The organism is Polaromonas vacuolata (assembly GCF_012584515.1).
In the GTDB taxonomy this organism is placed as follows: Bacteria; Pseudomonadota; Gammaproteobacteria; order Burkholderiales; family Burkholderiaceae_C; genus Polaromonas; species Polaromonas vacuolata.
On sequence record NZ_CP051461.1, the window covers coordinates 1,352,318 to 1,378,528 of the forward strand.

At 52.5% G+C, this 26,211-nt stretch carries 26 protein-coding genes; 15 read left to right on the plus strand and 11 right to left on the minus strand.

Features of this window, described 5'->3' with window-relative positions:
• The first annotated feature begins 1 nt into the window (after position 1).
• The 11 genes from HC248_RS06310 to HC248_RS06360 all read left to right on the plus strand — a co-directional run bounded on the left by HC248_RS06310 (position 2) and on the right by HC248_RS06360 (position 10,633).
• Positions 2–691, plus strand: coding sequence for a YfgM family protein (locus HC248_RS06310; RefSeq protein WP_168921764.1), 690 nt, complete (start codon positions 2–4; stop codon positions 689–691).
• Positions 688–1,854: an outer membrane protein assembly factor BamB gene (bamB, locus tag HC248_RS06315; protein ID WP_168921765.1), complete on the plus strand. Its 1,167-nt coding sequence runs from the start codon at positions 688–690 to the stop codon at positions 1,852–1,854. The genes HC248_RS06310 and bamB overlap by 4 nt, the downstream gene beginning before the upstream one ends.
• Positions 1,855–1,901: 47 nt before the next feature.
• Positions 1,902–3,239, plus strand: coding sequence for a ribosome biogenesis GTPase Der (der, locus tag HC248_RS06320; protein WP_168921766.1), 1,338 nt, complete (start codon positions 1,902–1,904; stop codon positions 3,237–3,239).
• A gap of 56 nt (positions 3,240–3,295) precedes the next feature.
• Complete coding sequence (hfq, locus tag HC248_RS06325) at positions 3,296–3,568, plus strand: RNA chaperone Hfq (protein ID WP_168921767.1); 273 nt, start codon at positions 3,296–3,298, stop codon at positions 3,566–3,568.
• Positions 3,565–4,758, plus strand: a complete 1,194-nt coding sequence (hflX, locus tag HC248_RS06330; RefSeq protein WP_168923706.1) for a GTPase HflX — start codon at positions 3,565–3,567, stop codon at positions 4,756–4,758. Before hfq ends, hflX begins: the two co-directional genes overlap by 4 nt.
• Positions 4,759–4,802: 44 nt before the next feature.
• Complete coding sequence (gene hflK, locus HC248_RS06335) at positions 4,803–6,167, plus strand: FtsH protease activity modulator HflK (RefSeq protein WP_168921768.1); 1,365 nt, start codon at positions 4,803–4,805, stop codon at positions 6,165–6,167.
• A gap of 11 nt (positions 6,168–6,178) precedes the next feature.
• Entirely contained in the window at positions 6,179–7,078 is a 900-nt protein-coding gene (gene hflC, locus HC248_RS06340; protein ID WP_168921769.1) for a protease modulator HflC, read from the plus strand.
• 20 nt (positions 7,079–7,098) lie between these two features.
• Positions 7,099–7,287, plus strand: coding sequence for a DUF2065 domain-containing protein (locus HC248_RS06345; protein WP_168921770.1), 189 nt, complete (start codon positions 7,099–7,101; stop codon positions 7,285–7,287).
• A gap of 179 nt (positions 7,288–7,466) precedes the next feature.
• The gene (locus tag HC248_RS06350; protein ID WP_168921771.1) at positions 7,467–8,648 is read left to right on the plus strand and encodes an ATP phosphoribosyltransferase regulatory subunit; all 1,182 of its coding nucleotides are present in this window, start codon (positions 7,467–7,469) and stop codon (positions 8,646–8,648) included.
• A gap of 74 nt (positions 8,649–8,722) precedes the next feature.
• On the plus strand, positions 8,723–10,063 hold the full coding sequence (locus HC248_RS06355; RefSeq protein WP_168923707.1) for an adenylosuccinate synthase: 1,341 nt from the start codon (positions 8,723–8,725) through the stop codon (positions 10,061–10,063).
• A 45-nt stretch (positions 10,064–10,108) separates the two neighbouring features.
• Entirely contained in the window at positions 10,109–10,633 is a 525-nt protein-coding gene (locus HC248_RS06360) for a phosphoribosyltransferase (RefSeq protein WP_168921772.1), read from the plus strand.
• A gap of 120 nt (positions 10,634–10,753) precedes the next feature.
• Here the strand turns inward: HC248_RS06360 and HC248_RS06365 are convergent, their stop codons facing one another.
• The 6 genes from HC248_RS06365 to HC248_RS06390 form a co-directional block, all read right to left on the minus strand.
• On the minus strand, positions 10,754–12,457 hold the full coding sequence (locus HC248_RS06365; RefSeq protein WP_168921773.1) for a thiamine pyrophosphate-binding protein: 1,704 nt from the start codon (positions 12,455–12,457) through the stop codon (positions 10,754–10,756).
• A gap of 72 nt (positions 12,458–12,529) precedes the next feature.
• The gene (locus HC248_RS06370) at positions 12,530–12,838 is read right to left on the minus strand and encodes a hypothetical protein (RefSeq protein WP_168921774.1); all 309 of its coding nucleotides are present in this window, start codon (positions 12,836–12,838) and stop codon (positions 12,530–12,532) included.
• Between the two features lie 63 nt (positions 12,839–12,901).
• Positions 12,902–13,681, minus strand: coding sequence for a MipA/OmpV family protein (locus HC248_RS06375; protein ID WP_168921775.1), 780 nt, complete (start codon positions 13,679–13,681; stop codon positions 12,902–12,904).
• 73 nt (positions 13,682–13,754) lie between these two features.
• Positions 13,755–14,996 (minus strand): MFS transporter, encoded by a 1,242-nt coding sequence (locus tag HC248_RS06380; protein ID WP_168921776.1) that lies wholly within the window; start codon positions 14,994–14,996, stop codon positions 13,755–13,757.
• A 172-nt stretch (positions 14,997–15,168) separates the two neighbouring features.
• Positions 15,169–15,915 carry a 23S rRNA (guanosine(2251)-2'-O)-methyltransferase RlmB gene (gene rlmB / locus HC248_RS06385; protein ID WP_168921777.1) on the minus strand — a complete coding sequence of 249 codons (747 nt, stop codon included), beginning with the start codon at positions 15,913–15,915 and terminating at the stop codon, positions 15,169–15,171.
• 52 nt (positions 15,916–15,967) lie between these two features.
• Positions 15,968–16,663, minus strand: coding sequence for an ABC transporter ATP-binding protein (locus tag HC248_RS06390; protein WP_168921778.1), 696 nt, complete (start codon positions 16,661–16,663; stop codon positions 15,968–15,970).
• Between the two features lie 121 nt (positions 16,664–16,784).
• Here HC248_RS06390 and HC248_RS06395 point away from each other — a divergent pair, with 121 nt between their 5' ends.
• The 4 genes from HC248_RS06395 to HC248_RS06410 all read left to right on the plus strand — a co-directional run bounded on the left by HC248_RS06395 (position 16,785) and on the right by HC248_RS06410 (position 20,019).
• Positions 16,785–17,414 carry an arylesterase gene (locus HC248_RS06395; RefSeq protein ID WP_168923708.1) on the plus strand — a complete coding sequence of 210 codons (630 nt, stop codon included), beginning with the start codon at positions 16,785–16,787 and terminating at the stop codon, positions 17,412–17,414.
• Positions 17,411–18,463, plus strand: a complete 1,053-nt coding sequence (gene mnmH / locus HC248_RS06400; protein ID WP_168921779.1) for a tRNA 2-selenouridine(34) synthase MnmH — start codon at positions 17,411–17,413, stop codon at positions 18,461–18,463. The genes HC248_RS06395 and mnmH overlap by 4 nt, the downstream gene beginning before the upstream one ends.
• Before the next feature lie 143 nt (positions 18,464–18,606).
• Entirely contained in the window at positions 18,607–19,824 is a 1,218-nt protein-coding gene (locus HC248_RS06405) for a PLP-dependent transferase (protein WP_168921780.1), read from the plus strand.
• Between the two features lie 21 nt (positions 19,825–19,845).
• Positions 19,846–20,019, plus strand: a complete 174-nt coding sequence (locus tag HC248_RS06410) for a hypothetical protein (RefSeq protein ID WP_168921781.1) — start codon at positions 19,846–19,848, stop codon at positions 20,017–20,019.
• 213 nt (positions 20,020–20,232) lie between these two features.
• On the opposite strand, the gene HC248_RS06415 is transcribed toward HC248_RS06410, so the two are convergent.
• From HC248_RS06415 to HC248_RS06435, 5 genes are read right to left on the minus strand one after another with little or no spacing between them, the layout of a single operon-like run.
• Positions 20,233–21,885 (minus strand): ABC transporter substrate-binding protein, encoded by a 1,653-nt coding sequence (locus HC248_RS06415; RefSeq protein WP_168921782.1) that lies wholly within the window; start codon positions 21,883–21,885, stop codon positions 20,233–20,235.
• Positions 21,886–21,941: 56 nt separating this feature from the next.
• Positions 21,942–22,943 carry a dipeptide ABC transporter ATP-binding protein gene (locus tag HC248_RS06420; protein ID WP_168921783.1) on the minus strand — a complete coding sequence of 334 codons (1,002 nt, stop codon included), beginning with the start codon at positions 22,941–22,943 and terminating at the stop codon, positions 21,942–21,944.
• Positions 22,940–23,977 (minus strand): ABC transporter ATP-binding protein, encoded by a 1,038-nt coding sequence (locus tag HC248_RS06425; protein WP_168921784.1) that lies wholly within the window; start codon positions 23,975–23,977, stop codon positions 22,940–22,942. The genes HC248_RS06420 and HC248_RS06425 overlap by 4 nt, the downstream gene beginning before the upstream one ends.
• Before the next feature lie 22 nt (positions 23,978–23,999).
• A complete protein-coding gene (locus HC248_RS06430) occupies positions 24,000–24,911 on the minus strand; it encodes an ABC transporter permease subunit (protein WP_168921785.1) in 912 nt (303 codons plus the stop codon).
• Positions 24,908–25,918: an ABC transporter permease subunit gene (locus HC248_RS06435; protein ID WP_168921786.1), complete on the minus strand. Its 1,011-nt coding sequence runs from the start codon at positions 25,916–25,918 to the stop codon at positions 24,908–24,910. The genes HC248_RS06430 and HC248_RS06435 overlap by 4 nt, the downstream gene beginning before the upstream one ends.
• Between the last annotated feature and the right edge of the window lie 293 nt (positions 25,919–26,211).

The window sequence follows — 26,211 nt, forward strand, 5'->3', positions numbered from 1 at the left end:
TATGGCAAAACCCCTGAATCTCGACGAGCAGGAACAGCTCGATGACATCAAGCATTTCTGGAAAAAATACGGCAACCTGATTACCGGGTTACTAACCGCTGTGCTGTTAGTGGTGGCGTCTTGGTATGGCTACCAAGCTTGGAAGAACAACCAGTCCGCACAGGCGGGCGCCCTTTTTGCAGAGGTTGAGCGTTCGGTGCAGTCCGGTGACGCAGAGCGTATGACTCGCTCACTAGAGGAGATGAAGAGCCGTTTTGCCAGCACCGTCTACGCCCAGCAAGCGGGCTTATTAATTGCCAAAACGCAGTACGACAAAGGCAATTTAGATGCGGCCAAAGCAGCATTAACTTGGCTTTCGCAAAACGCTTCGGACGAGGGTTATAAGTCGATTGCCCGTTTGCGTTTAGCAAGTATTTTGATCGAATCAAAGTCTTACGACCAAGCGCTAGAGACTTTGTCTTCCGGCATAGTCAAGGACTTCCAAGCGCTGGCCGCTGATCGTCGTGGCGACATCTTTTCGCTACAGGGTAAAAAAGCCGAAGCCAAGCTCGCCTACGAGACCGCTTACAAAGGTTTGGAAGAAGGCGCTCAATACCGCCGGCTGGTGGAAGTCAAACTCAATGCGCTGGGCGAGGACCCTACGCTTGCTGCAAAAGTAAACGCTAATGCGTCAACGGAAGCCAAAAAATGACCTCCTTAAAATTCTTAAAGACTTTGCAACCTATTCGCCGCGCATTACCAACGGCATTGCTGCTGGCTGGTTTGACTTTGCTGTCGGGTTGCTCATTGTTTGGCGGCGGCAGTCCCAAACCAAAACCCACAGAGTTGCAAGCCGTCAGCGGTGTGGTCTCGGCTAAGCAAGCTTGGTCTGCGCGTTTAGGCGTGGTTAACTTTCCTCTGACCCTTAAGGTGGTCGCAAGTACTTTGTATGCGGCGGCCAGTGACGGCAATGTTGTCGCTATCAATACCAAAACTGGTGCTGATATTTGGCGTGTCAATGTAGGTGCACCGATTGCAGCTGGGGTTGGCAGCGACGGCAAGACGGTTGCTGTAATCACTGATTTGAATGATGTTGTGGCCTTGCAAGATGGCCGCGAAATTTGGCGTACCCGCTTAACAGCTCAGGCCTACACCGCACCTTTGGTCGCGGGCGAGCGTGTGTTTGTCCTGGCTGCAGACCGTTCGGTTAGCGCTTTTGATGGCCGCAGTGGTGTCAAGCTCTGGACGCAGCAGCGCCCGAATGAGCCTTTGGTGTTGCGCCAGTCCGGTGTTCTATTGGCCGTCAACAACACACTAGTTGTGGGTTTGTCCGGCCGACTGGCAGGGCTTAGCCCCACCAGTGGCAGCGTGCTGTGGGAAGCCCCGATAGCCTCGCCGCGCGGCATCAACGACGTTGAGCGCTTGGTCGACTTGGTCGGCGATGTCAGCCGCGCGGGAGATGTTGTCTGCGCGCGCGCATTTCAAGCCACTATCGGTTGCGTTAATGCCGTGCGTGGTAACTTGCTTTGGAGTAAGCCCGCCGCGGGCTCACATGGCGTAGATGGCGATGATCGCTTTATCTTTGGTACCGAAACCGATGGCACCGTATTGGCCTTGGGTCGAGCGGATGGCGAGCGTGCTTGGATTAACCAAGGTCTGCGTTACCGTGAGTTGACCGCCCCTGTGGTGGTGGGTCGCTCGATTGCAGTCGGTGACTTTGCTGGGTTTGTGCACCTGATTTCGCGGACCGATGGCTCTATGCTCAACCGCATGCCTACCGACGGCTCCATGATTGCCGCCACTCCCGTGCTTGCTGGCAACACCTTGATTGCTGCAACCCGCAATGGCGCGCTATTCGGTTTTGTGCCTGAATAATTTATTTGTTAGTAAAAATGACCCTCAGGGTCGCATGAAGTGCTTCGATGAAACCTGTTATCGCCCTGGTGGGCCGCCCCAATGTCGGCAAGTCGACGCTATTTAATCGACTGACCAAAACCCGCGACGCCATCGTTGCGGACTTTGCCGGCTTGACCCGTGACCGCCATTACGGCAACGGCAAGCTCGGCGATCACGAATACATCGTGATTGATACCGGCGGCTTTGAGCCCGATGCCTTGAGCGGCATTTACAAGGAAATGGCCAAGCAAACGCGTCAAGCTGTGGCTGAAGCCGATGTGGTGATTTTTGTGGTCGATGCGCGTGCCGGCGTTAGCTCACAAGACCACGACATTGCTAAATATTTGCGCAAGCTAGGTAAACCCACGCTGCTCACGGCTAACAAAGCCGAGGGCATGATTGAAGGCGGACAATTCACCGATTTTTATGAGCTCGGTTTGGGCGAAGTACTGCCGGTTTCTGCCGCCCACGGTCAGGGCATGCGCTTGCTGGTGGATATGTCGCTGGAGCTGCTCAAGCTGGAAAAACCAGAAGAAGAGCCAGAACCACAAGATCCATTGGTTATACGCTTGGCTGTAGCTGGCCGTCCCAATGTAGGCAAGTCGACCTTGATTAACACTTGGCTGGGTGAAGAGCGTTTGGTGGCTTTCGATTTACCCGGCACGACACGTGATGCCATCTCCGTGCCTTTCGAGCGCGACGGACAAAAATTCGAGTTGATTGACACCGCAGGCTTGCGCCGCAAGGGCAAGGTTTTCGAGGCCATAGAAAAATTTTCTGTGGTCAAAACCTTGCAAGCGATTGAAGACTCCAACGTCGTTTTGTTGCTCTTAGATGCGACCCAAGGTGTGACCGATCAAGATGCCCACATCGCTGGCTATATTCTCGAGAGCGGTCGCGCTGTCGTGTTGGCGATTAATAAGTGGGATGCGGTTGATGCCTATCAACGCGAAACACTGGCTCGCTCAGTCGAGACGCGACTCGGGTTTCTCAAGTTCGCCACGATTCATTACATTTCTGCTATCAAGCGCCAAGGTCTGGGTCCGGTATGGAAATCGATTGCACAAGCCCATGCATCGGCTAACCGCAAGATGTCTACGCCGGTGCTCACGCGCCTGCTACTCGAAGCGGTTCAGTTCCAGCAACCGCAGCGCTCAGGTGTGTTCCGTCCCAAGCTGCGTTATGCGCACCAAGGCGGTATGAACCCTCCTATCATCATCGTGCACGGCAATTCATTAGAGTTGGTGAGCGAGTCTTATAAGCGCTATTTGGAAGGGCGTTTTCGCAAAGAGTTCGACTTGGTCGGCACCCCTATGCGCATTCAAATGAAGACTTCGCATAACCCCTTCACAGATAAAGAATAGTATTGATCGTTTAACCATGAGCTAAGGCCTGTGTTAACGTAAACGCTTCTCAACTCTTGAACACGGAAAATATCGTGAGCAACAACAAAGGTCAGTTACTCCAGGACCCATTTCTCAATACTTTGCGTAGAGAGCATGTTCCTGTTTCTATCTATCTCGTTAATGGGATTAAATTGCAGGGCCAGATCGAATCTTTCGATCAGTATGTGGTCTTGCTGCGTAACACTGTTACGCAGATGGTTTACAAGCACGCCATCTCAACCATAGTGCCGGGTCGCGCTGTTAACTTTGCAGCCGCTGACGTAGAGCAAGAAAGCCCTGCGAGCTGAATGCCGATAACAACACCGGGCGCAGTAAACCTCTAGCCATTTTGGTTGGTGTCGATTTGGGTCTACCCAATTTTGACGACACTCTTGATGAGTTAAGTTTGCTCGCGCAGACAGCAGGTCTAGAACCGGTAGAACGTGTTACCTGCAAACGCAAAGCGCCGGATGCTGCCTTATTTATTGGCAGCGGTAAGGCCGACGAGATCAAAATGCTGGCGCAACAAGTCGGCGCTACAGAAGTTTTGTTTGATCAATCCATTAGTCCTGCTCAGCAGCGCAACTTGGAGCGGCATCTGGAAATGCCGGTCAACGACAGAACTTTACTCATACTGGAAATCTTCGCCCAACGTGCACGCAGTCACGAGGGCAAACTTCAAGTTGAACTCGCACGCCTGCAATATCTGTCCACGCGATTGGTGCGACGTTGGTCTCACCTTGAACGTCAAACCGGCGGCGCCGGTGTTCGCGGTGGTCCAGGCGAGAAACAAATTGAGTTGGATAAACGCATGATTAGCGACTCGATTAAACGCACTAAAGAGCGTTTAAACAAAGTCAAAAAACAGCGTCAAACCCAACGCCGTCAGCGTGAGCGTCGTAATTCATTCACGATTTCACTGGTTGGCTACACCAATGCGGGTAAGTCAACATTGTTTAACGCTTTGGTCAAAGCCAAGGCTTATGCGGCGGATCAGTTGTTTGCAACTCTTGATACGACTACGCGCTCGCTTTATTTAGGCGATGCGCAACGTTCGGTATCGCTGTCAGACACCGTTGGTTTTATTCGTGACTTGCCGCACGGATTAGTAGACGCGTTCGCGGCGACTTTGCAGGAAGCGGTAGATGCTGATTTGCTGCTACATGTGATTGATGCTTCGAACCCTAACTATCTAGAACAGATCGAGCAAGTGCAGCGCGTGCTCGAAGAAATCGGTGCTGCAGACATACCGCAAATACTGGTTTTTAACAAACTCGACGCACTTGAAAAATCCAAGTGGCCACCTAACTTAAGTGATTGGTTTGAGCTCAAAGATGCCTTTGCAGAATCCGTCAAACGAGTTGAGAGAGTTTTTGTCAGTGCACTGACCGGAGATGGTTTGCCAGTACTGCGCGAGCATCTCGCCCGTCACGCAGCAGCAAACACTTCGGCAGATGACCCGCAGACGTCTAAGGCTGTTGCTTTAGACACCGAGTAATTTAGGCACAATGTACAAGTGTTGTTAAAAGTGAGCCCGAATCCATGAACCTGAATCCGTTTCGCGCCTTGGCAAAAATGCCAATTCGGTCGCGTCCAAATGCCAATGGCGTCTACAACCTCAATGATCCTCGTTGGGGTCGTGATGACGACAAAACCACGTCCGAAGAAACCAAGCCAAAACCGACGCAGGAAGACAACCGTCCGCGTGGGCAAGGCCCGAAACAAGGACCACCTGACCTAGATGAAGTCTGGCGTGACTTCAATCGCAAGCTGGGTAGTTTGTTTGGTGGCGAGAAAAATGGCGGACGCAATAACGGTTCCGGCGGCAATGGTGGCAATAGCGGTGGTGGCGGTTTTCAGCCGGACATGAAAAACGCTGGTATCGGCGCTGGCTTAATTGCGGGTGTCGCTGCGCTGATCTGGTTGGGAACGGGCTTTTTTATTGTCCAAGAGGGCCAACAAGCGGTTATTACTCAATTTGGTAAATACCAACAAACCGTAGGTGCTGGTTTTAACTGGCGTCTGCCGTATCCGATTCAACGCCATGAGATGGTGGTGGTGACACAGATTCGTTCTGTCGATGTCGGTCGCGACAACATCATTAAGGCTACTGGTCTACGCGAATCAGCCATGCTGACCGCTGATGAAAATATCGTTGAAATCAAATTTGCAGTGCAATACCGTTTAAGCGATGCGCGCGCTTTCTTGTTCGAGAGTCGTGACCCTACGGGTGCAGTCGTGCAAGCGGCTGAAACTGCGGTTCGTGAAGTCGTTGGCAAGATGCGTATGGATGCAGCACTGGGCGAAGATCGCGACAAAATTGCACCCGAAGTACGCGCTTTAATGCAAACAATTTTGGACCGCTACAAAGTCGGTGTCGAAGTCGTTGCGATCAACTTGCAGCAAAGTGGTGTGCGTCCTCCTGAGCAGGTTCAAGCCGCTTTTGACGATGTGCTCAAAGCCGGTCAAGAACGCGAACGCGCCAAAAACGAAGCACAGGCTTATGCCAATGACGTCGTGCCGCGTGCAGTCGGTTCAGCTTCGCGCCTAACCGAAGAAGCACAAGCCTACAAATCGCGTATCGTCGCTCAGGCAGTGGGTGATTCACAGCGCTTTAGCTCTGTACTAACCGAGTACCAAAAAGCGCCGCAAGTCACGCGTGACCGTATGTACATTGACACAATGCAACAGGTCTACAGCAATGTGACCAAGGTCATGATTCAGTCCAAGGCTGGCAATAATTTGCTCTATCTGCCGCTGGACAAAATTATGCAAATGGGTGCGACCAATGCACCGACTGATGCAAGCCTGTCAATGGGCTCTGCGACACCATCAGCAGTCCCGGCTGCGCCTACCACTACGCCAGATTCACGCGGCGCTCGTACGCGTGACCGCGACATACGTTAAGGAACACTAAAGTGAACAGAGTTGGATTTATTGCTTCCTTTCTGCTGGCTGCGTTAGCGCTTGCCAGTTCCATGCTGTTTGTAGTTGATCAACGCCAATTCGGCGTGGTCTATGCACTGGGCGAGATCAAAAGCGTGATCACCGAGCCGGGTCTGCATTTCAAGCTACCGCCACCATTTCAAAACGTAAACTACATCGACAAGCGTTTGCTCACGCTAGACAGCACTGATGTGGAACCTATCTACACTTCTGAAAAGCAGCGCGTAGTGATTGACTGGTATGTGCGCTGGCGCATTTCCCAGCCGACTGACTTCATTCGTAATGCGGGTGTTGACGAGCGTGCTGGTTCAAACCAACTTAACCGTGTGGTGCGTAATGCATTTCAGGAAGAAATTAACAAATACACCTTGCGCGATGTATTAACGCTAAAACGTGAAGCCTTGATGGCCGACGTCAAACGCGAAGTTACCGCCAAAATGCAAGGCGATAAACCACTCGGTATTGAAATTGTTGACGTGCGTATTACGCGTGTCGATTATGTTGAAGCAATTACTGAATCGGTATACCGCCGCATGGAAGCCGAGCGTAAACGCGTGGCCAACGAGTTGCGTTCAACCGGTGCAGCCGAAGGTGAGAAAATTCGTGCTGATGCAGATAAGCAGCGTGAAGTTACTATCTCGAACGCTTACCGTGATGCACAAATCGTCAAAGGTGAGGGTGATGCAGAAGCCGCTAAGACTTACGCCGCGTCCTTCGGTCGCGATGCTCAGTTCGCACAGTTTTATCGCAGTCTAGACGCCTACAAAGCAAGCTTTGGTAAAAAGAGCGACGTCATGGTGTTAGATCCATCGTCTGACTTTTTCAAAGCCATGCAGAGCCCAAATATCAGCCCTGCAGCGCCGCGTAAATAAGTCCTCTTTAAAGTTGTATCTTGGACAGCAGTAGTCTTTGGCTAGCCTTAGCGCTGCTGCTGGTTCTTGAAGGCTTGCTGCCGTTTATTTCTCCCCTCATATGGCGCCGCACATTTGCGCAACTCATGGCCTTGAGCGATGGCCAGATAAGATTTTTCGGCTTGTGCAGTGTGCTGCTCGGTCTGCTTTGTTTAATTTTTCTGATTTAATTTGAACCTGTAGTTTTCGGCTTTCATGCCCAATAGGTCTTGAATTTGTCACGCTCTAGACACGACTGCGTCATTAATTTCGCGGTTTTTTAGCTGTCATTTCTCTTTCCTGTACAACATTGCCGGAAACCGGCTCCAAGCCCGGTAAAATCCTTGTTTTAACCGTGGACCCTTTCAACATGCCCGCTTGGTCATCATCATGGCAATTGCCTGATCAAATTGCCGATGTACTGCCTTCAGAGGCGCGCCACATCGAAGAGTTGCGCCGTCTTTTTCTCGATACCGCTTGCAGCTACGGCTATGAGCTTGTGATGCCGCCATTGCTTGAGCATCTAGAGTCTTTGCTCACTGGTACCGGTGAGGCGTTAGACATACAGACCTTCAAACTTGTCGATCAGCTCTCTGGTCGTACGCTTGGACTTCGCGCTGACACCACACCGCAAGTCGCTCGGATTGATGCCCACCTCCTGAACCGTCAAGGCGTCGCTAGGCTTTGCTACTGCGGGCCTGTTTTGCACACCCGCGCCGAGTTGCCGCATGCCACACGTGAGCCCTTGCAGTTCGGTGCTGAAATTTATGGTCATGCTGGCATAGAAGCTGACCTTGAAGCCCAAGCCTTGGCCTTAGCCGGCTTGCAAGCGGCTGGAGTCACCGGCTTGTTGATTGACATGGCTGATGTACGAATTGTTAGCGGCATTCTTGCCGGCACGTCTGTGCCTGCAAAAAACTTGTCTGCAATTCACGCCGCACTTGCTGCCAAGGATGCGGTTGAACTGGCCATGCTTACCGCAGAGCTACCGCTAGCCACGCGTACTGGTCTACAGGCCTTGTTGCGCCTTTACGGTGATGAATCAGTACTCGACCAAGCAGTAGTGGCGCTTAAAGATTTTCCTGCGGTACAAGCGGCATTAGAAAATTTACGTCAACTCGCCAGCCATATTCGACACAGCAATCCGGGCGTAGAAGTGCGCTTCGATTTGGCTGATTTACGCGGCTACGCCTATTACAGCGGCACGCGCTTTGCTATCTACGGTTTGGGTGCCGAGCTCGTTCGTGGTGGACGCTACGACGAAGTCGGTGCGGTTTTCGGTCGCAATCGTCCAGCCGTGGGTTTTAGTTTGGACTTGAAAGAGCTCGTTCGCGTGCTGCCGGCTAGGTCTTTGCGCGCCGCTGTGCGCGCACCTTGGGGTCAAGACGCCGCTTTGAATGCTGCTATTACAGCTTTGCGGCAACAGGGCGAAATCGTCGCCTGCGTGCTCCCCGGCCATGAACATGAAGTCAATGAATTTAACTGTGACCGCGAGCTGCTGCTTGTGGGCGGACAATGGCAACTGGTGCCGTTGTCCAAGTCCGGTGCCTGAGCTGCCGGCGTGTTTGCCTAAATGCAAACAGCGTTTTTTTCCTTCCGCCAACCCTGAAACGAGAACAGAAGATGATGAATAAATCAGCCACCACAGCGGGCCGCAACGTTGTGGTCGTAGGTACCCAATGGGGTGATGAAGGTAAGGGCAAACTGGTCGACTGGCTCACAGAAATGTCCCAAGGCGTCGTGCGCTTCCAAGGCGGTCATAACGCTGGCCACACGCTGGTAATCAACGGCGTTAAAACGGCGTTACACCTGATTCCTAGTGGCATCATGCGCCCAGGTGTGAAGTGCTATATCGGCAACGGTGTGGTGCTCTCTGCTGCAAAGCTGTTTGAAGAAATTGAAGGCCTAGAAAAAGCTGGTGTTGAAGTGCGCTCGCGCCTGCGCATTAGCGAAGCCTGTCCTTTGATTTTGCCGTTTCACGCGGCGCTTGATATTGCCCGCGAAGCGTTTCGAGAGCAGGGTGGCAGTGCCAAGATTGGCACGACAGGCCGCGGCATTGGTCCTGCTTATGAAGACAAAATTGCGCGCCGTGCACTGCGCGTGCAAGACTTGAAATACCCAGAGCGCTTCGCCGCTAAGCTGCGCGATTTGTTGACGCTGCACAACTTTATGTTGACGGGTTTTCTCAATGCACCGGCAGTCGATTTCGATACTGTCTACAACGAAGCCATGGTTCATGCCGAGTTGCTCAAACCGATGATGGCGGACGTCTCGCGTGAACTCAATGATGCCCACAAAGCGGGTGCAAACTTGCTGTTTGAAGGCGCGCAGGGCACGCTGCTTGATGTCGACCACGGCACTTACCCCTTTGTGACTTCTAGCAACTGCGTAGCCGGCAATGCCGCCGCTGGTGCTGGTGTTGGCCCGGGCATGCTGCATTACATTTTGGGTATCACCAAGGCTTATTGCACCCGCGTGGGCGGCGGTCCTTTCCCGACGGAACTTGACTGGGAAACGCCAGGCACAGTGGGTTATCACCTGAGCACAGTCGGCTTAGAAAAAGGCGTGACCACGGGTCGTAGCCGCCGCTGCGGCTGGTTTGATGCTGCTTTACTCAAGCGCTCAGCTCAAGTAAACGGTCTGTCCGGTCTTTGCATTACCAAACTCGATGTGCTTGACGGTATAGATAAATTAATGCTTTGTACTGGCTATGAGCTCGACGGCGAAATCACCGATATTTTGCCAATGGGCGCAGAAGATATTGAGCGCTGCAAGCCAATTTACGAAACTATGGATGGTTGGAGCGACACCACTGTTGGCGTGACCGATTACGCCAAATTGCCAGAGAATGCCCGCCTTTATCTGCAGCGCATTGAGCAAGTCACCGGTGTGCCGATTGCCATCGTCTCCACTGGCCCAGACCGCGACCACACCATCATGCTGCAACACCCCTACCTGGTGGCTTGAGTTGATGATTCTCTCAAGCATTCATTTCAATCAGGAGACAGAACTATGTTGACCGAAGACGGTAAGCACCTATATGTCAGCTATGACGAATACCACAACCTGATTGAAAAGCTGGCGCTGACTATTCATCAGTCGGGCTGGCAGTTCGATACCATTTTGTGTCTAGCCCGGGGCGGAATGCGACCAGGGGATATCTTGTCACGCATCTTTGACAAGCCTTTGGCGATTATGTCGACCAGCTCTTACCGTGCCGACGCTGGCACAGTTCAGGGCAATTTAGACATTGCACGCTTTATCACCACGCCTAAGGGCGAGATTGCTGGCAAAGTCTTGCTGGTTGACGATTTAGCTGATTCGGGAAAAACCCTCAACGCGGTGATTCATCAGCTGCGCAATAACTATCAGCCGATTACAGAGCTGCGTAGTGCAGTGATTTGGACCAAGGGCGTGTCTACATTTCAGCCGGATTACTCGGTTGAGCAGTTACCCACCAACCCGTGGATACATCAGCCGTTTGAGAGCTATGACAACCTAAACCCGACACAGCTTATGGAGAAGTGGAAAATTTAAACTCTCCAGTGACTTTGTGATTTTGAAAAATCACCTAAGCTCAGAAAAAAACCTGCTTATCTTTGATTGGATTGAGCAGGTTTTTTTCGTTTCACCACAGCTGTGATGGGTTTTGAGTGCTCAAAGCTTTTGCGCTTTTAACGCCGTTTGCGTGATGGCGGATAAAGTGCCGCGGGTGGTGATGACTTCAGGGTCCAACATGACCTCAATTAAGGTGCCAGTTGATCGCTCAAGTGCTGCCAGTAACTGTGCCTCAAACTCGTGGGTTTGTGTGATGCGAACACCCACATATCCATAGGCGGTGGCGAGTGCAGCAAAGTCCGGGTTCTTCAATGCCGAGCCGCTTGAATGCTGTGGATAGTCACGTTCTTGATGCATGCGTATCGTGCCAAACATGCCGTTGTTGAGCAGCACAATAATGGTTTTTGCACCATGTTGCACAGCAGTTGCCAACTCTTGGCCATTCATTAAAAAGTCGCCGTCACCGGCAATCGTAAACACCACACGGCCCGTCGTGATGGCCGCTGCAATACCAGCCGGCACACCGTAGCCCATTGCACCGACAGTCGGGGCAAGCTGTGTTTTATGACCTTTAACCAGTCCGTGATGGACGAAAAAGCGGTGCATCCAACTGGCGAAGTTGCCGGCGCCATTGGTCAACACCGCATCAGTGGGTAAATGTTTTTGCAGCAAACCGACTATGACTGGCATATCGATATCGCCCGGAAGGCTTTGTGGCTGTAGATTGCCCAGATAGTCTTGATGGGCTGATTTTGTCCACTCGGACCACGGCAAGTTGCTAGGTGCAGTCAAAACTTCCAGTCCGCGCGCTGCCGCATTCATAGTCGCATGAATCGCTAAATCGGCTTGAAACACACGGTTAAGCTCTTCCGCACTGCCGTGAATATGCACCAGTTTTTGCTTTGGGTTTGGCGCTTCAATCAGCGTGTAATTGTTGGTCGTCATCTCGCCCAAGCGAGGGCCAATGGCGATGATTAAATCGCTTTCCTTCACGCGTGCAGCCAGTTTCGGGTTGAGGCCAATACCGACATCGCCAGCATAAAGTCGGTGGTGATTGTCAAACGTGTCTTGAAAGCGAAACGCATTGCCGACTGGTAAATTCCAGTTTTCTGCAAAAGCTTCTAAGGCCTTGGCCGACTGCGGCGTCCAGCCGCTGCCACCAGCAATCACCAGAGGGCGCTTTGCTTGAAGCAGCATCGCGCTGAGCTTTTGCAAAGAATCTGGATCGCCCCAAGTTTGTACGGCTTCAACGCGTGCTAGCGGCTGAGCGCTAGTCATCTCGGTGAGCATGTCTTCGGGTAGCACCAACACCACAGGGCCAGGCCGGCCATTCATGGCGGTGGCAAAAGCGCGGGCAATGTATTCAGGAATTCGGTCGGCTTGGTCTATTCTCTCGACACGTTTGGCAAAGCCTTTGGTGCTGGGGCCGAAAAAGCTTAGGTAGTCGACTTCTTGAAAAGCTTCCCGGTCGCGGCAATCGCTGGCCACGTCGCCGACCAACAAAATCATAGGTGTGGAGTCTTGGAATGCAGTGTGAACACCGATGGACGCGTTGGTCGCACCTGGGCCGCGTGTGACCATGCAAATACCCGGGCGACCGGTAAGCTTGCCGTGGGCTTCAGCCATAAAAGCTGCACCACCTTCTTGGCGGCAAGTGACGAATTGAATCTTCGCACGTCTTGCGTGTAGTCCGTCAAGGACAGCTAGATAGCTCTCACCAGGAACGCCAAATGCGTGGGTAACGCCTTGGGCCAGAAGGCAGTCAACAAGAAGGTGACCGGCAAGTTGGGTTTGATCATTCATATGACCATTGTGCCTGCACTAAAGCGCACGACAAGAAAGCGGCTTGGTCAGTAGACCCGTGCGTGACTTTCTTTATTCAGGTGTGCTCACGTCATTGTCAGCACCACCGGCTTCTAGTGCTTGGCGGGCGAGTTCTTCTTCGCTCCAAGGTTCGGCCGACTCTAAGGCTGCAACTTCTTCCAAAAATTCCGGCGTTGGAGATTCATGGCCAAGCAGAACTTCTTCTAATTTTTGACCAGTGGTTTCTGGGTGTATGTGGTCAGCCGCTAATATGGTGGGCGGTATAGGAAATTTCTCACCCAGTTCGTACTTAAGAGCTTGGGATTTTTCTTCTACCCAATGTGTGAATTCGCTACTCAGGGGATCGTCAGAATTATTCATTTCAATTTCCTTTAGTTAAGCGATGTTGCTTTAAATTGATTATGCAGTCTGCCGATCGCGGTTTTACTTGAAGCGGTAGGACAAAGCCGCAAATCCAGTGTTCTGCGCGCCGCCTCTGACTATAGGGCTGCTGCTGATATTGGCGTCCAGCCATTGACGGCGGAACTGAAAATTCAGCACCCAAGGCTCACCAATAGGAACGTCAATACCCAGACCGATGACAGGCGCCAGCGATGCGCCAGCATTAAAGGCTGAAAAGCCGCTGGCATTTGATTCTGCACTGGTCACACCGTAGAGATAATTGTTGTATTTGGCGCTGCGATAGTCGAGGCCGAGTTGCGGGTAAAAGGAAAACTTGCCGAGTTTGAATTCCGCCACATAAGTAGCTTCAAACAAACTGCCGTGGGATTTGTTGACATCGACAAAACCGTTAATAAAAAACGCGCCATAAGGCGTTTTTTGAAATGTTCCAAGTCCTATCGGTATCGGTGTTTTACGAGTCGTTAAGCCGGCCAATGCAGGCGTGTCGGCACGCCATCCATCTTGGCTAACTCGGGTGGTAAGTTCTAAATATCCGTTTCCCAATTTGACGGTTTTCAAACCAAAGGTATCGACTCGGGCAAAGAAACGGCCGTAATCGAGGTAGGCATAGGGTAGTAATCGGGTCTGATTGCTTTTGCTGCGAACAATGCTTTGCGTGCTGTAGAGTGCCCCGCCTAAGTCGCCGACCAGCCGATAGTCAATCGGGTCGGCTTGAGCCATTGCTAAGCCAGAGCTGGATAAAGCTAGTACCGCTAAAAGGCAGGGCTTGGTTTGAGCGGAAAAAAAATGGATTTTACGCATGGCGGTCCTGAGCGTGAGGGTTTAATCAGTATAGGTTTAGCTGCGTATAAATGCTTGCAAAAACACTGTCAATTTAAGCTGCTTGTAACAGCGTACTTCGTACTTTGCGCACATTAAAAGCGCTGACTACGAGAATTGCCTGCAACATGGCCAGACCCAGCAACACGCTGCTAAACATACGCTTATCCATTAGCGCACCGAAAATTAGCGGCGAGATGGCTTGACCAATATCGAGTCCGGCGTAGACCACGCCATAGACTCGGCCACTGGCGTTGTCCGGCGTTGAACGCTTGACCAGTAAATCGCGCGAAGGGCCGGCAATACCAGCGAAAAAACCCATCAAACCAAATAAAATTGGCACGTTGGGTGCCGCCAAGTTGGCAAAGCCCAGCATTAGCGCTGTGATAGCGGCTAAGCCCATGCCAGTGCCAACAACGCGCTCGCAGCGCGCTGGATTCGACGCCAAAAATCCACCCACCACCATGCCTCCAGCGCTGCACAACATATAGACGGTGAGACACAGGGCGACTAAGTTAAGCGGCACATCATGCAGTACGCGTGTTGCTTCTGGTGCAAAAGCTTGCACTACGCTGAGCGCCATAGCGTGGAAAAAGAAAAAAGTAAAACACATCCAAACAGCGGGTATTTGCAAGAAAGCCAAGCTACTTTCAGCTTTTTTATTGCCATCTGTTTTTTCTGCTGGAACGAGCGGCAGGATTAGCTTGTCGCGATTAAAAATCAAAATAATCAGCACTATAAAAGCCAGTGTGCCGGCGCTTGCTAACGCGACTCGCCAGGAAAAAGCCAGCGCCAGCGGCACCAGTATGGCCGGTGCTAAGGCCCAACCGAGATTGCCGGTAATGCCGTGCACACTGTAGGCGTGGCCGAGTCTGGGTGCGCTGACTTTGCGATTCAAAAGGGTGTAGTCAACTGGGTGAAATACGCCGTTCCCCAATCCCGCCAGCATAGAAAATCCGGCAAGCATGGTGTAGCTGGTGCTAGAAGCAAAACCGAATGCAGCCAAGCTCAAAATACTTAAACCAGCAAACAAAATCGGCCGCGGGCCAAAGCGGTCGACCATGAAACCAGCAGCGGTTTGCGTGGTGCAGGAAACAACAAAAAACAGCGACATCAAAAAACCGAGTTCGGTATAGCTGACGTTGAACTCGGTTTTAAGCCAGGGGAACAAAGGCGCGAGTAGCAATTGGCTGAAATGGCTAATCATGTGCGCCATGCCGACCAAGCCTATGACGCTGGAGTCTTGGTGTAGTGGCGTGACAGCCGCGTAACTGTCGGTATTTTTAGAGTCTGGCATGCTTTTATTTTAATTTGAAAGTGCTCAATTTTTATAATTGATCATGCTTGTTCACGACCTTCAATCGTCATACCATCACACATTTGAAGAATCTAGCTGTCGGCGACGCGGCGATTTTGATGTTGACGCCGAATTGGCCGCGCTAAGGCCTCGAGTAGTTAAGTTTTTTTAATCAACCACGTTGACGCAATGCCTCATAAAGGCAAACTCCGCTGGCAACCGATACGTTCAAACTCTCTACTGCACCGCGCATGGGAATGCTGACCAACTCATCACACGTTTTGCGCGTGAGTTGGCGCATACCGTCGCCCTCAGCGCCCAAAATCAAGGCGACGGGTTGGGTTAAATCGACGTCGTAAATGGTTTTGGTTGCGTCATCGCTCGTACCAATACACCAGATGTTGCGCTCTTTGAGCTCAAGCATAGTGCGCGCTAAATTGGTGACCATAAAGTAGGGCATGGTCTCGGCAGCGCCGCTGGCGACCTTGGCAACCGTGGCGTTAATCCCCGCCGCATGATCCTTTGGGGCAATCACTGCATGTGCGCCAGCGCCGTCGGCGACCCGCAGGCAAGCGCCTAAATTGTGTGGGTCGGTGACGCCGTCGAGAACCAAAATCAGTGGCTGGGCAGTGCCGGCCGCTTCGAGTTGCTCGAGCAATTCGTCTAGCGAAGTGACTTGAGCGATCACATCGACTCTGGCCACCACGCCTTGGTGGCCATGGCCACCGGCCATTTTGGAGAGCCTCACGCCGTCGCATTCGACCAGACGAATGCCAGCATCGCGGGCCCGGTCAGTGAATTGGCGCATGCGTGCATCGCGCCTGGAAACATCGAAAAACACTTCAAGTACCGACTTAGGGGCGGTTTTGATGCGGACACCGACGGCATGAAAGCCGAAAAGAACTTTAGAAGAAGACATGCATAGATTATCGCTGCTAGCCAAGTGCGAATTGACTAGAGCAGTGATTGAATTATGCGGGTACTACTTGCCCAGCTTCAATCTTGATGCGGCGTTGGCAGCGCTCGGCAATGGCTAAATCATGCGTGACTAAAACCAGCGTAGTGCCCAGCTCTTGATTGAGCTCGAACATTAGCTCCATGACCGTCTCGCCGGTCGCAAAATCTAAACTGCCGGTGGGCTCGTCTGCCAGCAATACAGCGGGCTTGACCACGAAGGCACGCGCAAGTGCTACGCGCTGCTGCTCACCGCCGGACAACACCTTGGGGTAGCTTGACAGCCGCTGGCTTAACCCAACCCGGCCCAGCATCTCTGTGGCTTGCGCTCTAGCGTTAGGCTGACCTGAGAGTTCAAGTGGCAGCATCACGTTCTCTAGTGCGCTCAGGTTGCCCATTAACTGAAAGTTCTGAAACACAAAACCCAGCTTTTGCGCGCGCAGTGCGGCTCTGTCGTCTTCACTCAAGGCAAACAAGTCTTGACCGGCCAGCTTGACCGTGCCGCTGCTAGGCGTATCAAGCCCGGCAATGATGGATAAAAGTGTGCTTTTGCCCGACCCGGATGCGCCGACAATGGCGGCAGTCTCCTTTGCGGCCAGACTGAAATCAATATCGCGCAAAATGGTTAACTTACCAGTCGAGTCGCTAACGGACTTGAAAATATGCTCTACGCAAACAATTGATGCTGGTGACGCAACTACAGGTTCAGACATGACATCCTTCTCGGAAAAATTTAAAACTATGACACAACCCCAGCAGGGATTTGCATCCAACTTTAACAAGCTGACAGTTCCAGGCTTAAAGCCAAAGTTAAAACCTTTGCACCGGCTGGCTATGGCTTTTGCCAGTGCGTTAACTGCAACTGCTGCATTGCTACTGGCCGTACCAGCATATGCAGCCAAGCCTGAACCCACCGTGCTGGTGGTTGGCGACTCGCTGAGTGCCGAGTATGGCCTCAAACGCGGCACCGGTTGGGTGCCGCTGTTGAGCGAGAAAATGGCGCTTGAAAAACCCGCACTCAAAGTGGTCAATGCCAGTATTAGTGGGGACACCACATCCGGCGGGCGCTCGCGTTTGACTGCTTTACTTGCCCAGCACAAGCCTTTAGTGGTGGTGATAGAGCTTGGCGGCAACGATGCGCTGCGCGGTCTGCCGCTGGACATGACAACAAAAAATCTCACCGTCATGACTCAGGCGGCCAAAAAGTCTGGCGCCAAGGTTTTACTCGTCGGCATGCAGGTTCCGCCCAATTACGGCAGTGCTTATTCGGCTGATTTTGCGGCTTTGTTTGGCAAGGTTGCGAAGGCGCAAAAAGTCAGCCTAGTCCCCTTTTTGCTCAAAGGTATTGCTGATACCGACGACTACGCCAGCCGCTTTCAAGCTGACCGGATTCACCCTAATGAGGCGCAGCAGCCGGCCATGCTGGCCAATGTCTGGCCTGAACTTGAAAGACTTTTGCCATGAGTTTGGAGAAAATTAGCGCGCAAGATTTACTGAGTCGACTGGCAGATTTTTCAGCGGTGATTGATGCGCGCAGCGAAGGTGAATTTGCTGAAGACCGCCTGCCCAGCGCCGTCAACTGGCCCAGTCTTAACGATGCGGAGCGCCAATTAGTGGGCACCGAGTACAAGCAGATTAGCGCATTTGATGCGCGTAAATTGGGCGCGGCATTGGTGGCAAAAAATATTAGCGCCCACATTTCCCGCGAGGTGCAAGACAAACCGCGCGAATGGCAACCCCTGGTTTATTGCTGGCGTGGCGGCAAGCGCAGCGGATCGCTGGCCTTGGTACTCGATCAGATTGGCTTTAAGGTCACGCTGCTTGAAGGAGGCTATAAAGCTTTTAGAGCTGCCCTGGTGTTAGATATGCCGCAACTCGCTGCTAGCTTTGACTACCGCGTGATTTGCGGCACGACCGGGTCAGGCAAAACCCGGTTGCTGCAGGCACTCGCCAAATGCGGTGAGCAGGTACTTGACTTAGAAGCCTTGGCGAATCATCGCAGCTCGGTACTCGGTCTAATACCCGGCTCACCCCAGCCTAGCCAGAAGTCTTATGACTGCCAGATTTGGGCCGCGCTTAAAAGTTTTGACCGCAGCCGGCCAGTCTATATTGAGAGTGAGAGCAAAAAAGTCGGTAATGTCGCCGTGCCAGAAGGCTTGATTGCAGCAATGCGCAGCAGCACCTGTTTGCAACTAGAACTGTCTGAGGACGAGCGCGTCAAGTTGCTGCTCCAAGACTATGATTTTTTCGTCAAAGATATCGAGTTTTTCTGTGACCGACTGGGGGCTTTGACCCAAGCCCGCGGTAAGGAAACCGTCACCGCTTGGCAGCAAAGCGCCCGCGGTGGTGATGTGGCCAGTGTGGTGCGAGAGTTGCTGGTTAAACATTACGACCCGGTTTATCTGCAATCTATGCAGCGTAACTTTACGCAATATGAAAAGGCCGAAGTGCTAAGGCCTAATGACCACAGTTTTGAGGCCATGCTGGCTCTGGCTAAAAGCATGGCGGCCTAAGTTGCTATTGATCATTTATTTTGCAGGCTTTTAACTATTTTTTTGTTTGATTTTAAAAAGCAGCAGACCAATGATTGGCCACAAACTTTGAGTCTGAGCTGATCTTTTTCTGGCGCTTGGTAATCAGCCGTTAACATGGGTCTATGAGTGATGACCACAAACTTCTCCCGGCCCAGCTACAGACCCAATTAATCCACCACCCTTACCGGCCACCCGCTGGTTTTGAGGCCTTGCCACCAGCGGTGCACAAGGCTTCTACCGTGATATTTTCGAATGTCGCGGCCATGCGTTCGCGTGACTATCGGCACAAAACTGGCTATACCTACGGGCTGCACGGCACACCGACTACCTTCACCTTAGAAGCCCGTATTGCCACGCTGGAAGGCGGTCAATTTTGCGAACTGGTACCCAGCGGCTTGGCAGCGCTTACTCTGGTTGGTATGGCTTTTCTTAAGGCTGGTGATGAGGTTTTACTGCCAGACAATTCTTATGGTCCGAATAAATCTTTTGCGCAGGTCGAACTCGCTGCTTGGGGCATTACGCACCGTTTTTATGATCCTATGGATAGCGCCGATTTGGCCGCCAAGCTCAGTTCTAAAACGCGTCTGGTTTGGTTTGAGGCAGCGGGCTCTTTGACCATGGAGTTCCCCGATGTACCGGCTGCTATCGCCGTGATTAAAGCGTTTGCGCAACCGCATGCGCGAGGAATTCTGACAGCAATGGATAACACTTGGGGATCCGGCATTGCTTTTTGTGCTTTTGACTTGGGCGTGGATGTTTCTGCCCATGCCTTGACCAAATACCCCAGCGGTGGCTCAGATGTGCTGATGGGCTCTGTGGTCACGCGTGACGAGGCTTTGTACCTGCTGCTGCACTTGTGCCATATGCGGCTGGGTTTTGGCGTTTCAGGCAATGATGTTGAATTAGTGCTGCGCGGCCTTAACACCATTGCGCTGCGTTATGCGGCCCAAGACAGCGCGACTTGCGCCCTTGCGTTGTGGTTGCAAAAACAAGATCAGGTAGAAGCAGTGCTGCACCCGGCGCTGCCCAACTCACCCGGTCATGCGACTTGGGCGCGTGATTGCAGCGCGGCAGCTTGTTTGCTCAGCATTGTTTTTAAACCCGAGTATGACCAAGACCAAATCGACGGTTTTTGCGATCAGCTTAAGCTGTTTAAACTTGGCTACAGCTGGGCTGGGCCGATTAGCTTGTGCGCGCCCTATGACATCGCCTCTATGCGAACCACGGCCTGGCCTTATAAGGGCGGATTGGTGCGTTTATCGGTGGGTCTGGAAGCGCTGGACGATTTACGCTCTGATATTGCTCAAGCGCTCTCGGCTATGCATTACAGTAAGGGTTGAACATTCATGAAAGCACCTTAAGTGGCAACTCCTAATTATTCCTACGAAAAACGCCAGAAAGAGCTCGCCAAAAAGCGTAAAAAAGAAGACAAGCTCAAACGCAAAGCAGAAGGCAAGCCTGATGAGCCAGATGATGAATCATCTGAAGACGCTCTTGACAACCCGAGCGATGGCATGCCACCGGCTGCTGTCTAAGGCGCAGGCTCTCGCTCTCTTTAGTTTTGTCCCCGTCTGATTTTTACTTGAACTTATCAAGTAAAAAAGCCCCTATTGAGATTGCTCAACGGGGGCTTTTTTATTGACGGTCTTCGGCAAAAAGCAAAGTAAAAAAATGGCTGGTTAAACCAGCCACTTTTAAAACATTGAAAATCGAGCGGGGCTTTAGCCTTTGTTCAACTCTTCAATCTATTACTCTTTGATGTCCACACCATAAAAGCTGTGGCGTCCAAACGGGCTGAGTTTGAAGTCAATGACTTCCTTGCGCATAGGCTTGATCTGCACCGCGTGGGCAATCGTATACCAAGGCGCTTGCTGTTTGAAAATCACCTGTGCTTGCTCATAGAGTTTGGTTCGCTCGGCTTGATTGGTCACCGTTTTTGCTTTGAGGACTAAGTCTTCGTATGGCTTGTAGCAAAACTTGGCGATATTGCTACCGCTAGCCGATTGCGCGGAAGCGCAGCCCAGCAAGGTGTAGAGGAAGTTATCTGGATCGCCATTGTCACCAGTCCAGCCCAACATACCCATTTGGTGCTCGCCGGCCTGCATGCGCTTCCTGTACTCGCCCCACTCGAAACTTTTGATCTCCGCTTTCACGCCAATTTTGGCCAAGTCAGCTTGCATCAATTCTGCAATCCGTTTGGCGTTCGGGTTGTAAGGGCGCTGCACTGGCATAGCCCATAAGTCGGTCGTCAAGCCGTTTGGATAACCGGCGGCGGCGAGTAGTTTTTTGGCTGCAACTGGGTCAAAGACATCGTCTTTGATCTTGTCGTTGTAAGACCACATGGTGGGCGGAATTGGATTTTTCGCCGCAATTCCAGTGCCTAGATAAACACCATCAATAATGGCTTTTTTATTGATCGCCATGCTGATGGCTTTACGCACACGCACGTCGTCAAACGGTTTTTTCTGGGTGTTAAAAGCCAGATAGCCGACGTTCAGACCGGGCTGCTCAAGTACTTTGATTGCTGGGTCTTTGCGAATCGCTTCTAAGTCCGCCGGGTTGGGGTAAGGCATGACATGGCATTCGCCTTTTTGCAGCTTTGCCCAACGCACGGATGCGTCGGGTGTGATGGCAAAAATCAAGTCATCAATTTTGGCTTTGCCGTCCCAATAAGCCGGAAAAGCTTTGTAACGAATGACCGCATCTTTTTGGTATTGCACCAGCGAGAACGGGCCAGTGCCAATTGGGTCTTGGTCGATTTTTTCCGGTGTGCCGGCCTTGAGCATGGCGTCAGCGTATTCCTTGGACTGAATCGCTGCGTATGGCATGGCCAGATTGGCTAAAAACGGTGCTTCTGGATTGGCCAGTGTGATCTTGACGGTGTAGTCGTCAATTTTTTCTACGGTTTGGAGCAGCTTGGGCATGCCCATGTCGCTGAAGTAAGAGTGGTTGGGGCTGGTGACTTTGAAGAACGGATTGTCTTCTTTCCACTGGCGCTCGAAGGCGAAGACCATGTCGTCGGCATTGAAGTCACGCGTCGGTTTGAAGCTGCGCGTGTTGTGCCATTTCACGCCCTTGCGCAAGAAAAAAGTATAGGTCTTGCCGTCTGGCGAGACTTCCCATTTTTCAGCCAAGCTTGGCACGACCTTGGTGCCGCCGCGTTCGAATTCGACTAAGCGGTTATAAATCGGCTCGTTAGCATCAAAAGATGTGCCGGTGGTGTTGATGCCGGGGTAGAAGTTTTCTGGGCTGCCCTCAGAGCAAAACACCAGTGTCTTAGCGGCGACTGGTGTGGCTACGCCAAGCGTGGTCAGCACGAGCAACGCTGGCGCGGCAATCGCGCCCAGCATGGCGCGCTTGAGTGGGAGCAAACGCCCGGCGCGGATTGGGGATTGAATCATTCGACTAACTCCTCTGGGGTAATGCTGCTGGGCAGCGGGAACGGTAAAAAACGCGATCAAACCTGAGTCAAAAATATTTCTGCGTGATGGCAGGCTACTTGCCGGCCAGCGAGTTCGCGCAGCACGGGACGCTCTTGCTTGCAGCGCTCAGTGACATGCGGGCAACGGGTGGAAAACACGCAACCGCTAGGTGGGTTGAGCGGGGAGGGCAGCTCACCCGTGAGGACTACCCGCTGTTTCGCATCAGTGCTGCCGGCAAGGGCTGGCGTCGAGGCCAGCAAGGCCTGCGTATAAGGGTGTAGTGGCTGGGCAAACAAAGCGTTTTTCTCGCCTTGCTCGACCGCATGGCCCAAGTACATCACCAACACGTCGTGGGCAATATGCCGCACCACGCCTAAATCGTGAGAGATGAATAAATAGGCCAGACCGAGACTTTGTTGTAAGTCTGAAAGCAAATTCAGCACCTGCGCTTGAATCGATACATCCAGCGCCGAGACCGGTTCGTCTGCCACGACTAACGCAGGCTTGAGCATCAGCGCACGCGCAATCGCAATGCGCTGACGTTGACCGCCTGAGAACATGTGCGGGTAGCGGTCGTAGTGTTCTGGCCTTAGGCCAACCAAGGCCAGCATGGCTTTAGCCGCTTGGGCCCGTTCGGCGGCGTTGAGGTCGGTATTGATTTCTAATGGGGCTTCAAGAATTGCACCCACTTTTTTACGTGGGTTGAGCGAGCCTTCAGGATTTTGGAACACCAACTGCACCGCGCGGCGCAATTTTTTCTTGTTCTCATCGCTGGCGCCAACGGCATCCACGCCTTGAATATTTAATTCGCCCGCGCTGGGCTTTTCAATCAAGCTAATCATCCGTGCCAAGGTTGATTTGCCGCAGCCGGATTCACCCACTACGGCCAGCGTTTTGCCGGCTCGCACGCGAAACGATACGCCGCCTACGGCTTGCAAAATCGCTGGGTCTTTGAATAATCCGCGCGGAATTTTGTAGCTGCGTTTGAGGTCTCTTGCCTCGACTGCAAACTCTGTTGTGGTGTTGGCAGTTGTCATTGGAAGGCCTCGGATAAGGCGGGTTTGCTGGCCGCCATCAACTCACTGCGCTGCGGGTCATCGAGTGCGTAATGGCAGCGCACCAGTCCCCGTTGCTGGGTTTTTAATTCTTCGATTTTGCGCAGCACTGGCCGCTCGGCCAAACAGTGCTCGGTTGCATAGCTGCAACGCGGCGCGAACAAACAGCCTTGTGGTCTGTCATAAAGACCGGGCACCATGCCGGGTATGGTGGCGAGCCGGTCTTTGCCTATGCTGCGTTCTGGCAATGCGGCGAGTAGCGCTTCGGTATACGGATGCTGAGGTTGGTTGAAAAGCTTTTGCGCGCCACTTTCTTCCATGATTTGACCGGCATACATGACGGCTACTTTTTGCGCCATTTCAGAGACCACGCCCATGTTGTGCGTGATCAGCACCAAGGCCATGCCGCGCTCTTTTTGCAAGCTGCGTAGCAAGTCCAAAATTTGCGCTTGAATCGTCACGTCGAGTGCTGTCGTCGGCTCGTCGGCGATGAGTAAACGTGGATTGCAAGCAATCGCCATCGCAATCATCACGCGCTGATTCATGCCGCCCGAGAGCTGGTGAGGGTAAGCGCTGAGGCGGCTTTCGGCGGCTGGAATGCCGACTTGCTCTAGCAACTCTATGGATCGTTTGCGCGCCGCTTTAGCGTCCATGCCTAGGTGCTGACGCAAGCTCTCACCGATCTGAAAACCTATGCTAAAACAGGGGTTCAAGCTGGTTGTGGGATCTTGAAAAATCATCGCCACGTCTTTGCCCACCAGCTTATTGCGCTGACCTTGACTTAGGCTTAGCAAGTCATGGCCGGCAAAGCGCAGCTTGTCGGCCGTGACCTTGCCCGGAAACGGCACCAAACCCATCAAAGCCATCATGGTCACGCTTTTGCCTGAACCGGATTCGCCGACTATGCCCAGTACCTCACCCTCGTCCAGCGTCATGCTCACGCCTTCTACCGCATGCATCACACCGTTTTGAGTCGGGAACTCGACCGAGAGATTTTCTATTTCTAACAAAGCCATAATTTTTCTCTGCTTTTTCGGTTTAACGTTTTAACTTAGGGTCGAACGCATCGCGCAGTCCGTCACCGAGCAAGTTAAAAGCCAATACCGTGATCAAAATTGCCAGACCTGGGAAGGTCACAACCCACCAGGCGCGCAGCACGAATTCGCGCGCATCGGCCAGCATAGTGCCCCATTCTGGCGAGGGTGGCTGTGCACCCAAGCCCAGAAAACCCAGTGCTGCAGCATCCAAAATAGCGGTGGATATGCCCAGTGACGCTTGCACAATTAAGGGCGCGGTGCAGTTCGGCAAAATCTCTTTAAACATTAAACGCCAGCGGCTTGCACCACTCATGCGTGCAGCAGTGACGTAGTCGCGTGAGGCCTCGGTAATCACCGCTGCACGGGTAATTCGCACATAGTGGGGTAGCACCACAATCGCCACAGCCAGCATGGCATTCATCAATCCCGGGCCAAGAATAGCCACGATCACAATCGCCAGTAGCAAACTTGGCAAAGTCAAAATAATGTCCATCAAGCGCATGATGGCGATCTCGAAAATGCCGCGGAAATAGCCCGAAAGAAGTCCCAGTACCGTGCCTACTATGACCGAGATGGTCACCACCGCAATGCCAATTACCAGTGACAGCCGCGCGCCATGCATCAAGCGGGAAAGTATGTCGCGACCAATCGCATCTGTGCCCAGCAGGTAACTGGTTGAGCCACCTTCCTGCCAAAACGGCGGTTTTAAAAACACGCTGCTGTTGGTCAGGTTGGGTGGATGTGGTGCCAGCCAAGGCGCGAACAGCGCCACTAGCAATACCGTCACCACAATGATGAGGCCGGCCACCGCACCTTTGTTGGAGCTGAAATATGACCAGAATTCGCGCAGCGGATGCGGCGGCGCAGGCGCCACGCCAGCGGCGTGTGCAGGGTGTTTGGTAGATGCGCTCATCGCTGGTGCCTGATACGTGGATTGATGATGCCGTAGGTGATGTCCACCAGCAAATTAACGGCCATGACTAACAGGCCCAACAGCAGCATGCCGCCTTGCAGCACCGGGTAGTCGCGCCGACCAATGGCTTCGATGAGCCATTTGCCAACGCCGGGCCAAGAAAAGATAGTCTCGGTCAAAATTGCGCCGGTGAACAAAACGCCCACTTGCAAGCCAATCACGGTTACCACCGGAATCAAAGCATTGCGAAACGCATGCAGTCCCACTACGCGCTTACTCGACAAGCCCTTGGCGCGTGCCGTGCGTATGTAGTTCTCGCCCAGCACTTCTAGCATGGCGGATCGGGTCATACGCGCAATCACTGCGAGCGGGTTGGTACCCAGCACTATGGTGGGCAAAATCAGGTGCGAGGCGGCAGACCAAAACGCAGGTTTATTGCCTTCAAGCAAAGTGTCTATGAGTAAAAAACCAGTCACCGGCTGTATGTAATACATCACCGAAATTCGGCCGGATACCGGCGTGAGATCGAGCTGCACAGAAAATAAAAGTATCAGCAGCAAGCCCCACCAAAAAATCGGCATCGAGTAACCGGTCAGTGACACCCCCATCACGCCGTGGTCTAAAAACGAGTTTCGTTTTACCGCCGCGATAATGCCCGCCGGTATACCCAGTAGCAGCGCAAACAAAATCGCGCAGGTAGCGAGCTCTATGGTGGCGGGAAACAAGGTGGTGAATTCGGTCAGCACCGGGGTTTGTGTGATCAGCGATTTGCCCAAATCACCAGACAGCACGCGGCCTATATAGATGCCGTACTGAACCAGTATTGGCCGGTCTAGGCCATATTCTTTGAGCAACTGGGCGTGGCGAATCGGATCGATGCCGCGCTCACCAGCCAAGGTTTCTATCGGGTCCCCCGGCACCATGCGAATGAGAAAAAATGCCAGCAGTGTCATGCCCAGAAAAGTCGGGATAACTAGGCTTAGACGGGTGAAAATAAAGCGCAACATATCAAGGCTTAGCGTTTGCAGTTTGGACTTTTATCCAATGCAATTGCTGGTAATTTACGTTGATTAAGGCCTTTTTTTTTTTGCGTATTCGTTAGCATTAAGACATTTATGCTGACCATTGGCCAGCATGCTAATCGTTCTTAGCGTTGGGGTATTTTTCAAGCGCATTACCGGTAAATATTTTTTTAAAACTAGGGCTGAGACTTTTGCCATTGATCTTTTGAATCGGAGCTGTTGGTCTCAGTGTTATGAAGCGGTTCGGGCTTGATCTCCAAGGCCTTAATTTTTTATCG

Bases quoted from the DNA above. Each gene is read 5' to 3' on its own strand.
- HC248_RS06395 (WP_168923708.1), top strand. From the start codon at position 16,785: ATGGCTTTTGCCAGTGCGTTAACTGCAACTGCTGCATTGCTACTGGCC.
- HC248_RS06390 (WP_168921778.1), bottom strand. From the start codon at position 16,663: ATGTCTGAACCTGTAGTTGCGTCACCAGCATCAATTGTTTGCGTAGAG.
- der (WP_168921766.1), top strand. From the start codon at position 1,902: ATGAAACCTGTTATCGCCCTGGTGGGCCGCCCCAATGTCGGCAAGTCG.
- HC248_RS06415 (WP_168921782.1), bottom strand. From the start codon at position 21,885: ATGATTCAATCCCCAATCCGCGCCGGGCGTTTGCTCCCACTCAAGCGC.
- HC248_RS06405 (WP_168921780.1), top strand. From the start codon at position 18,607: ATGAGTGATGACCACAAACTTCTCCCGGCCCAGCTACAGACCCAATTA.
- HC248_RS06420 (WP_168921783.1), bottom strand. From the start codon at position 22,943: ATGACAACTGCCAACACCACAACAGAGTTTGCAGTCGAGGCAAGAGAC.
- HC248_RS06380 (WP_168921776.1), bottom strand. From the start codon at position 14,996: ATGCCAGACTCTAAAAATACCGACAGTTACGCGGCTGTCACGCCACTA.
- HC248_RS06350 (WP_168921771.1), top strand. From the start codon at position 7,467: ATGCCCGCTTGGTCATCATCATGGCAATTGCCTGATCAAATTGCCGAT.
- hflK (WP_168921768.1), top strand. From the start codon at position 4,803: ATGAACCTGAATCCGTTTCGCGCCTTGGCAAAAATGCCAATTCGGTCG.
- HC248_RS06310 (WP_168921764.1), top strand. From the start codon at position 2: ATGGCAAAACCCCTGAATCTCGACGAGCAGGAACAGCTCGATGACATC.
- bamB (WP_168921765.1), top strand. From the start codon at position 688: ATGACCTCCTTAAAATTCTTAAAGACTTTGCAACCTATTCGCCGCGCA.
- HC248_RS06370 (WP_168921774.1), bottom strand. From the start codon at position 12,838: ATGAATAATTCTGACGATCCCCTGAGTAGCGAATTCACACATTGGGTA.
- HC248_RS06375 (WP_168921775.1), bottom strand. From the start codon at position 13,681: ATGCGTAAAATCCATTTTTTTTCCGCTCAAACCAAGCCCTGCCTTTTA.
- rlmB (WP_168921777.1), bottom strand. From the start codon at position 15,915: ATGTCTTCTTCTAAAGTTCTTTTCGGCTTTCATGCCGTCGGTGTCCGC.
- HC248_RS06425 (WP_168921784.1), bottom strand. From the start codon at position 23,977: ATGGCTTTGTTAGAAATAGAAAATCTCTCGGTCGAGTTCCCGACTCAA.
- HC248_RS06435 (WP_168921786.1), bottom strand. From the start codon at position 25,918: ATGTTGCGCTTTATTTTCACCCGTCTAAGCCTAGTTATCCCGACTTTT.
- HC248_RS06360 (WP_168921772.1), top strand. From the start codon at position 10,109: ATGTTGACCGAAGACGGTAAGCACCTATATGTCAGCTATGACGAATAC.
- HC248_RS06430 (WP_168921785.1), bottom strand. From the start codon at position 24,911: ATGAGCGCATCTACCAAACACCCTGCACACGCCGCTGGCGTGGCGCCT.
- HC248_RS06365 (WP_168921773.1), bottom strand. From the start codon at position 12,457: ATGAATGATCAAACCCAACTTGCCGGTCACCTTCTTGTTGACTGCCTT.
- HC248_RS06355 (WP_168923707.1), top strand. From the start codon at position 8,723: ATGAATAAATCAGCCACCACAGCGGGCCGCAACGTTGTGGTCGTAGGT.
- mnmH (WP_168921779.1), top strand. From the start codon at position 17,411: ATGAGTTTGGAGAAAATTAGCGCGCAAGATTTACTGAGTCGACTGGCA.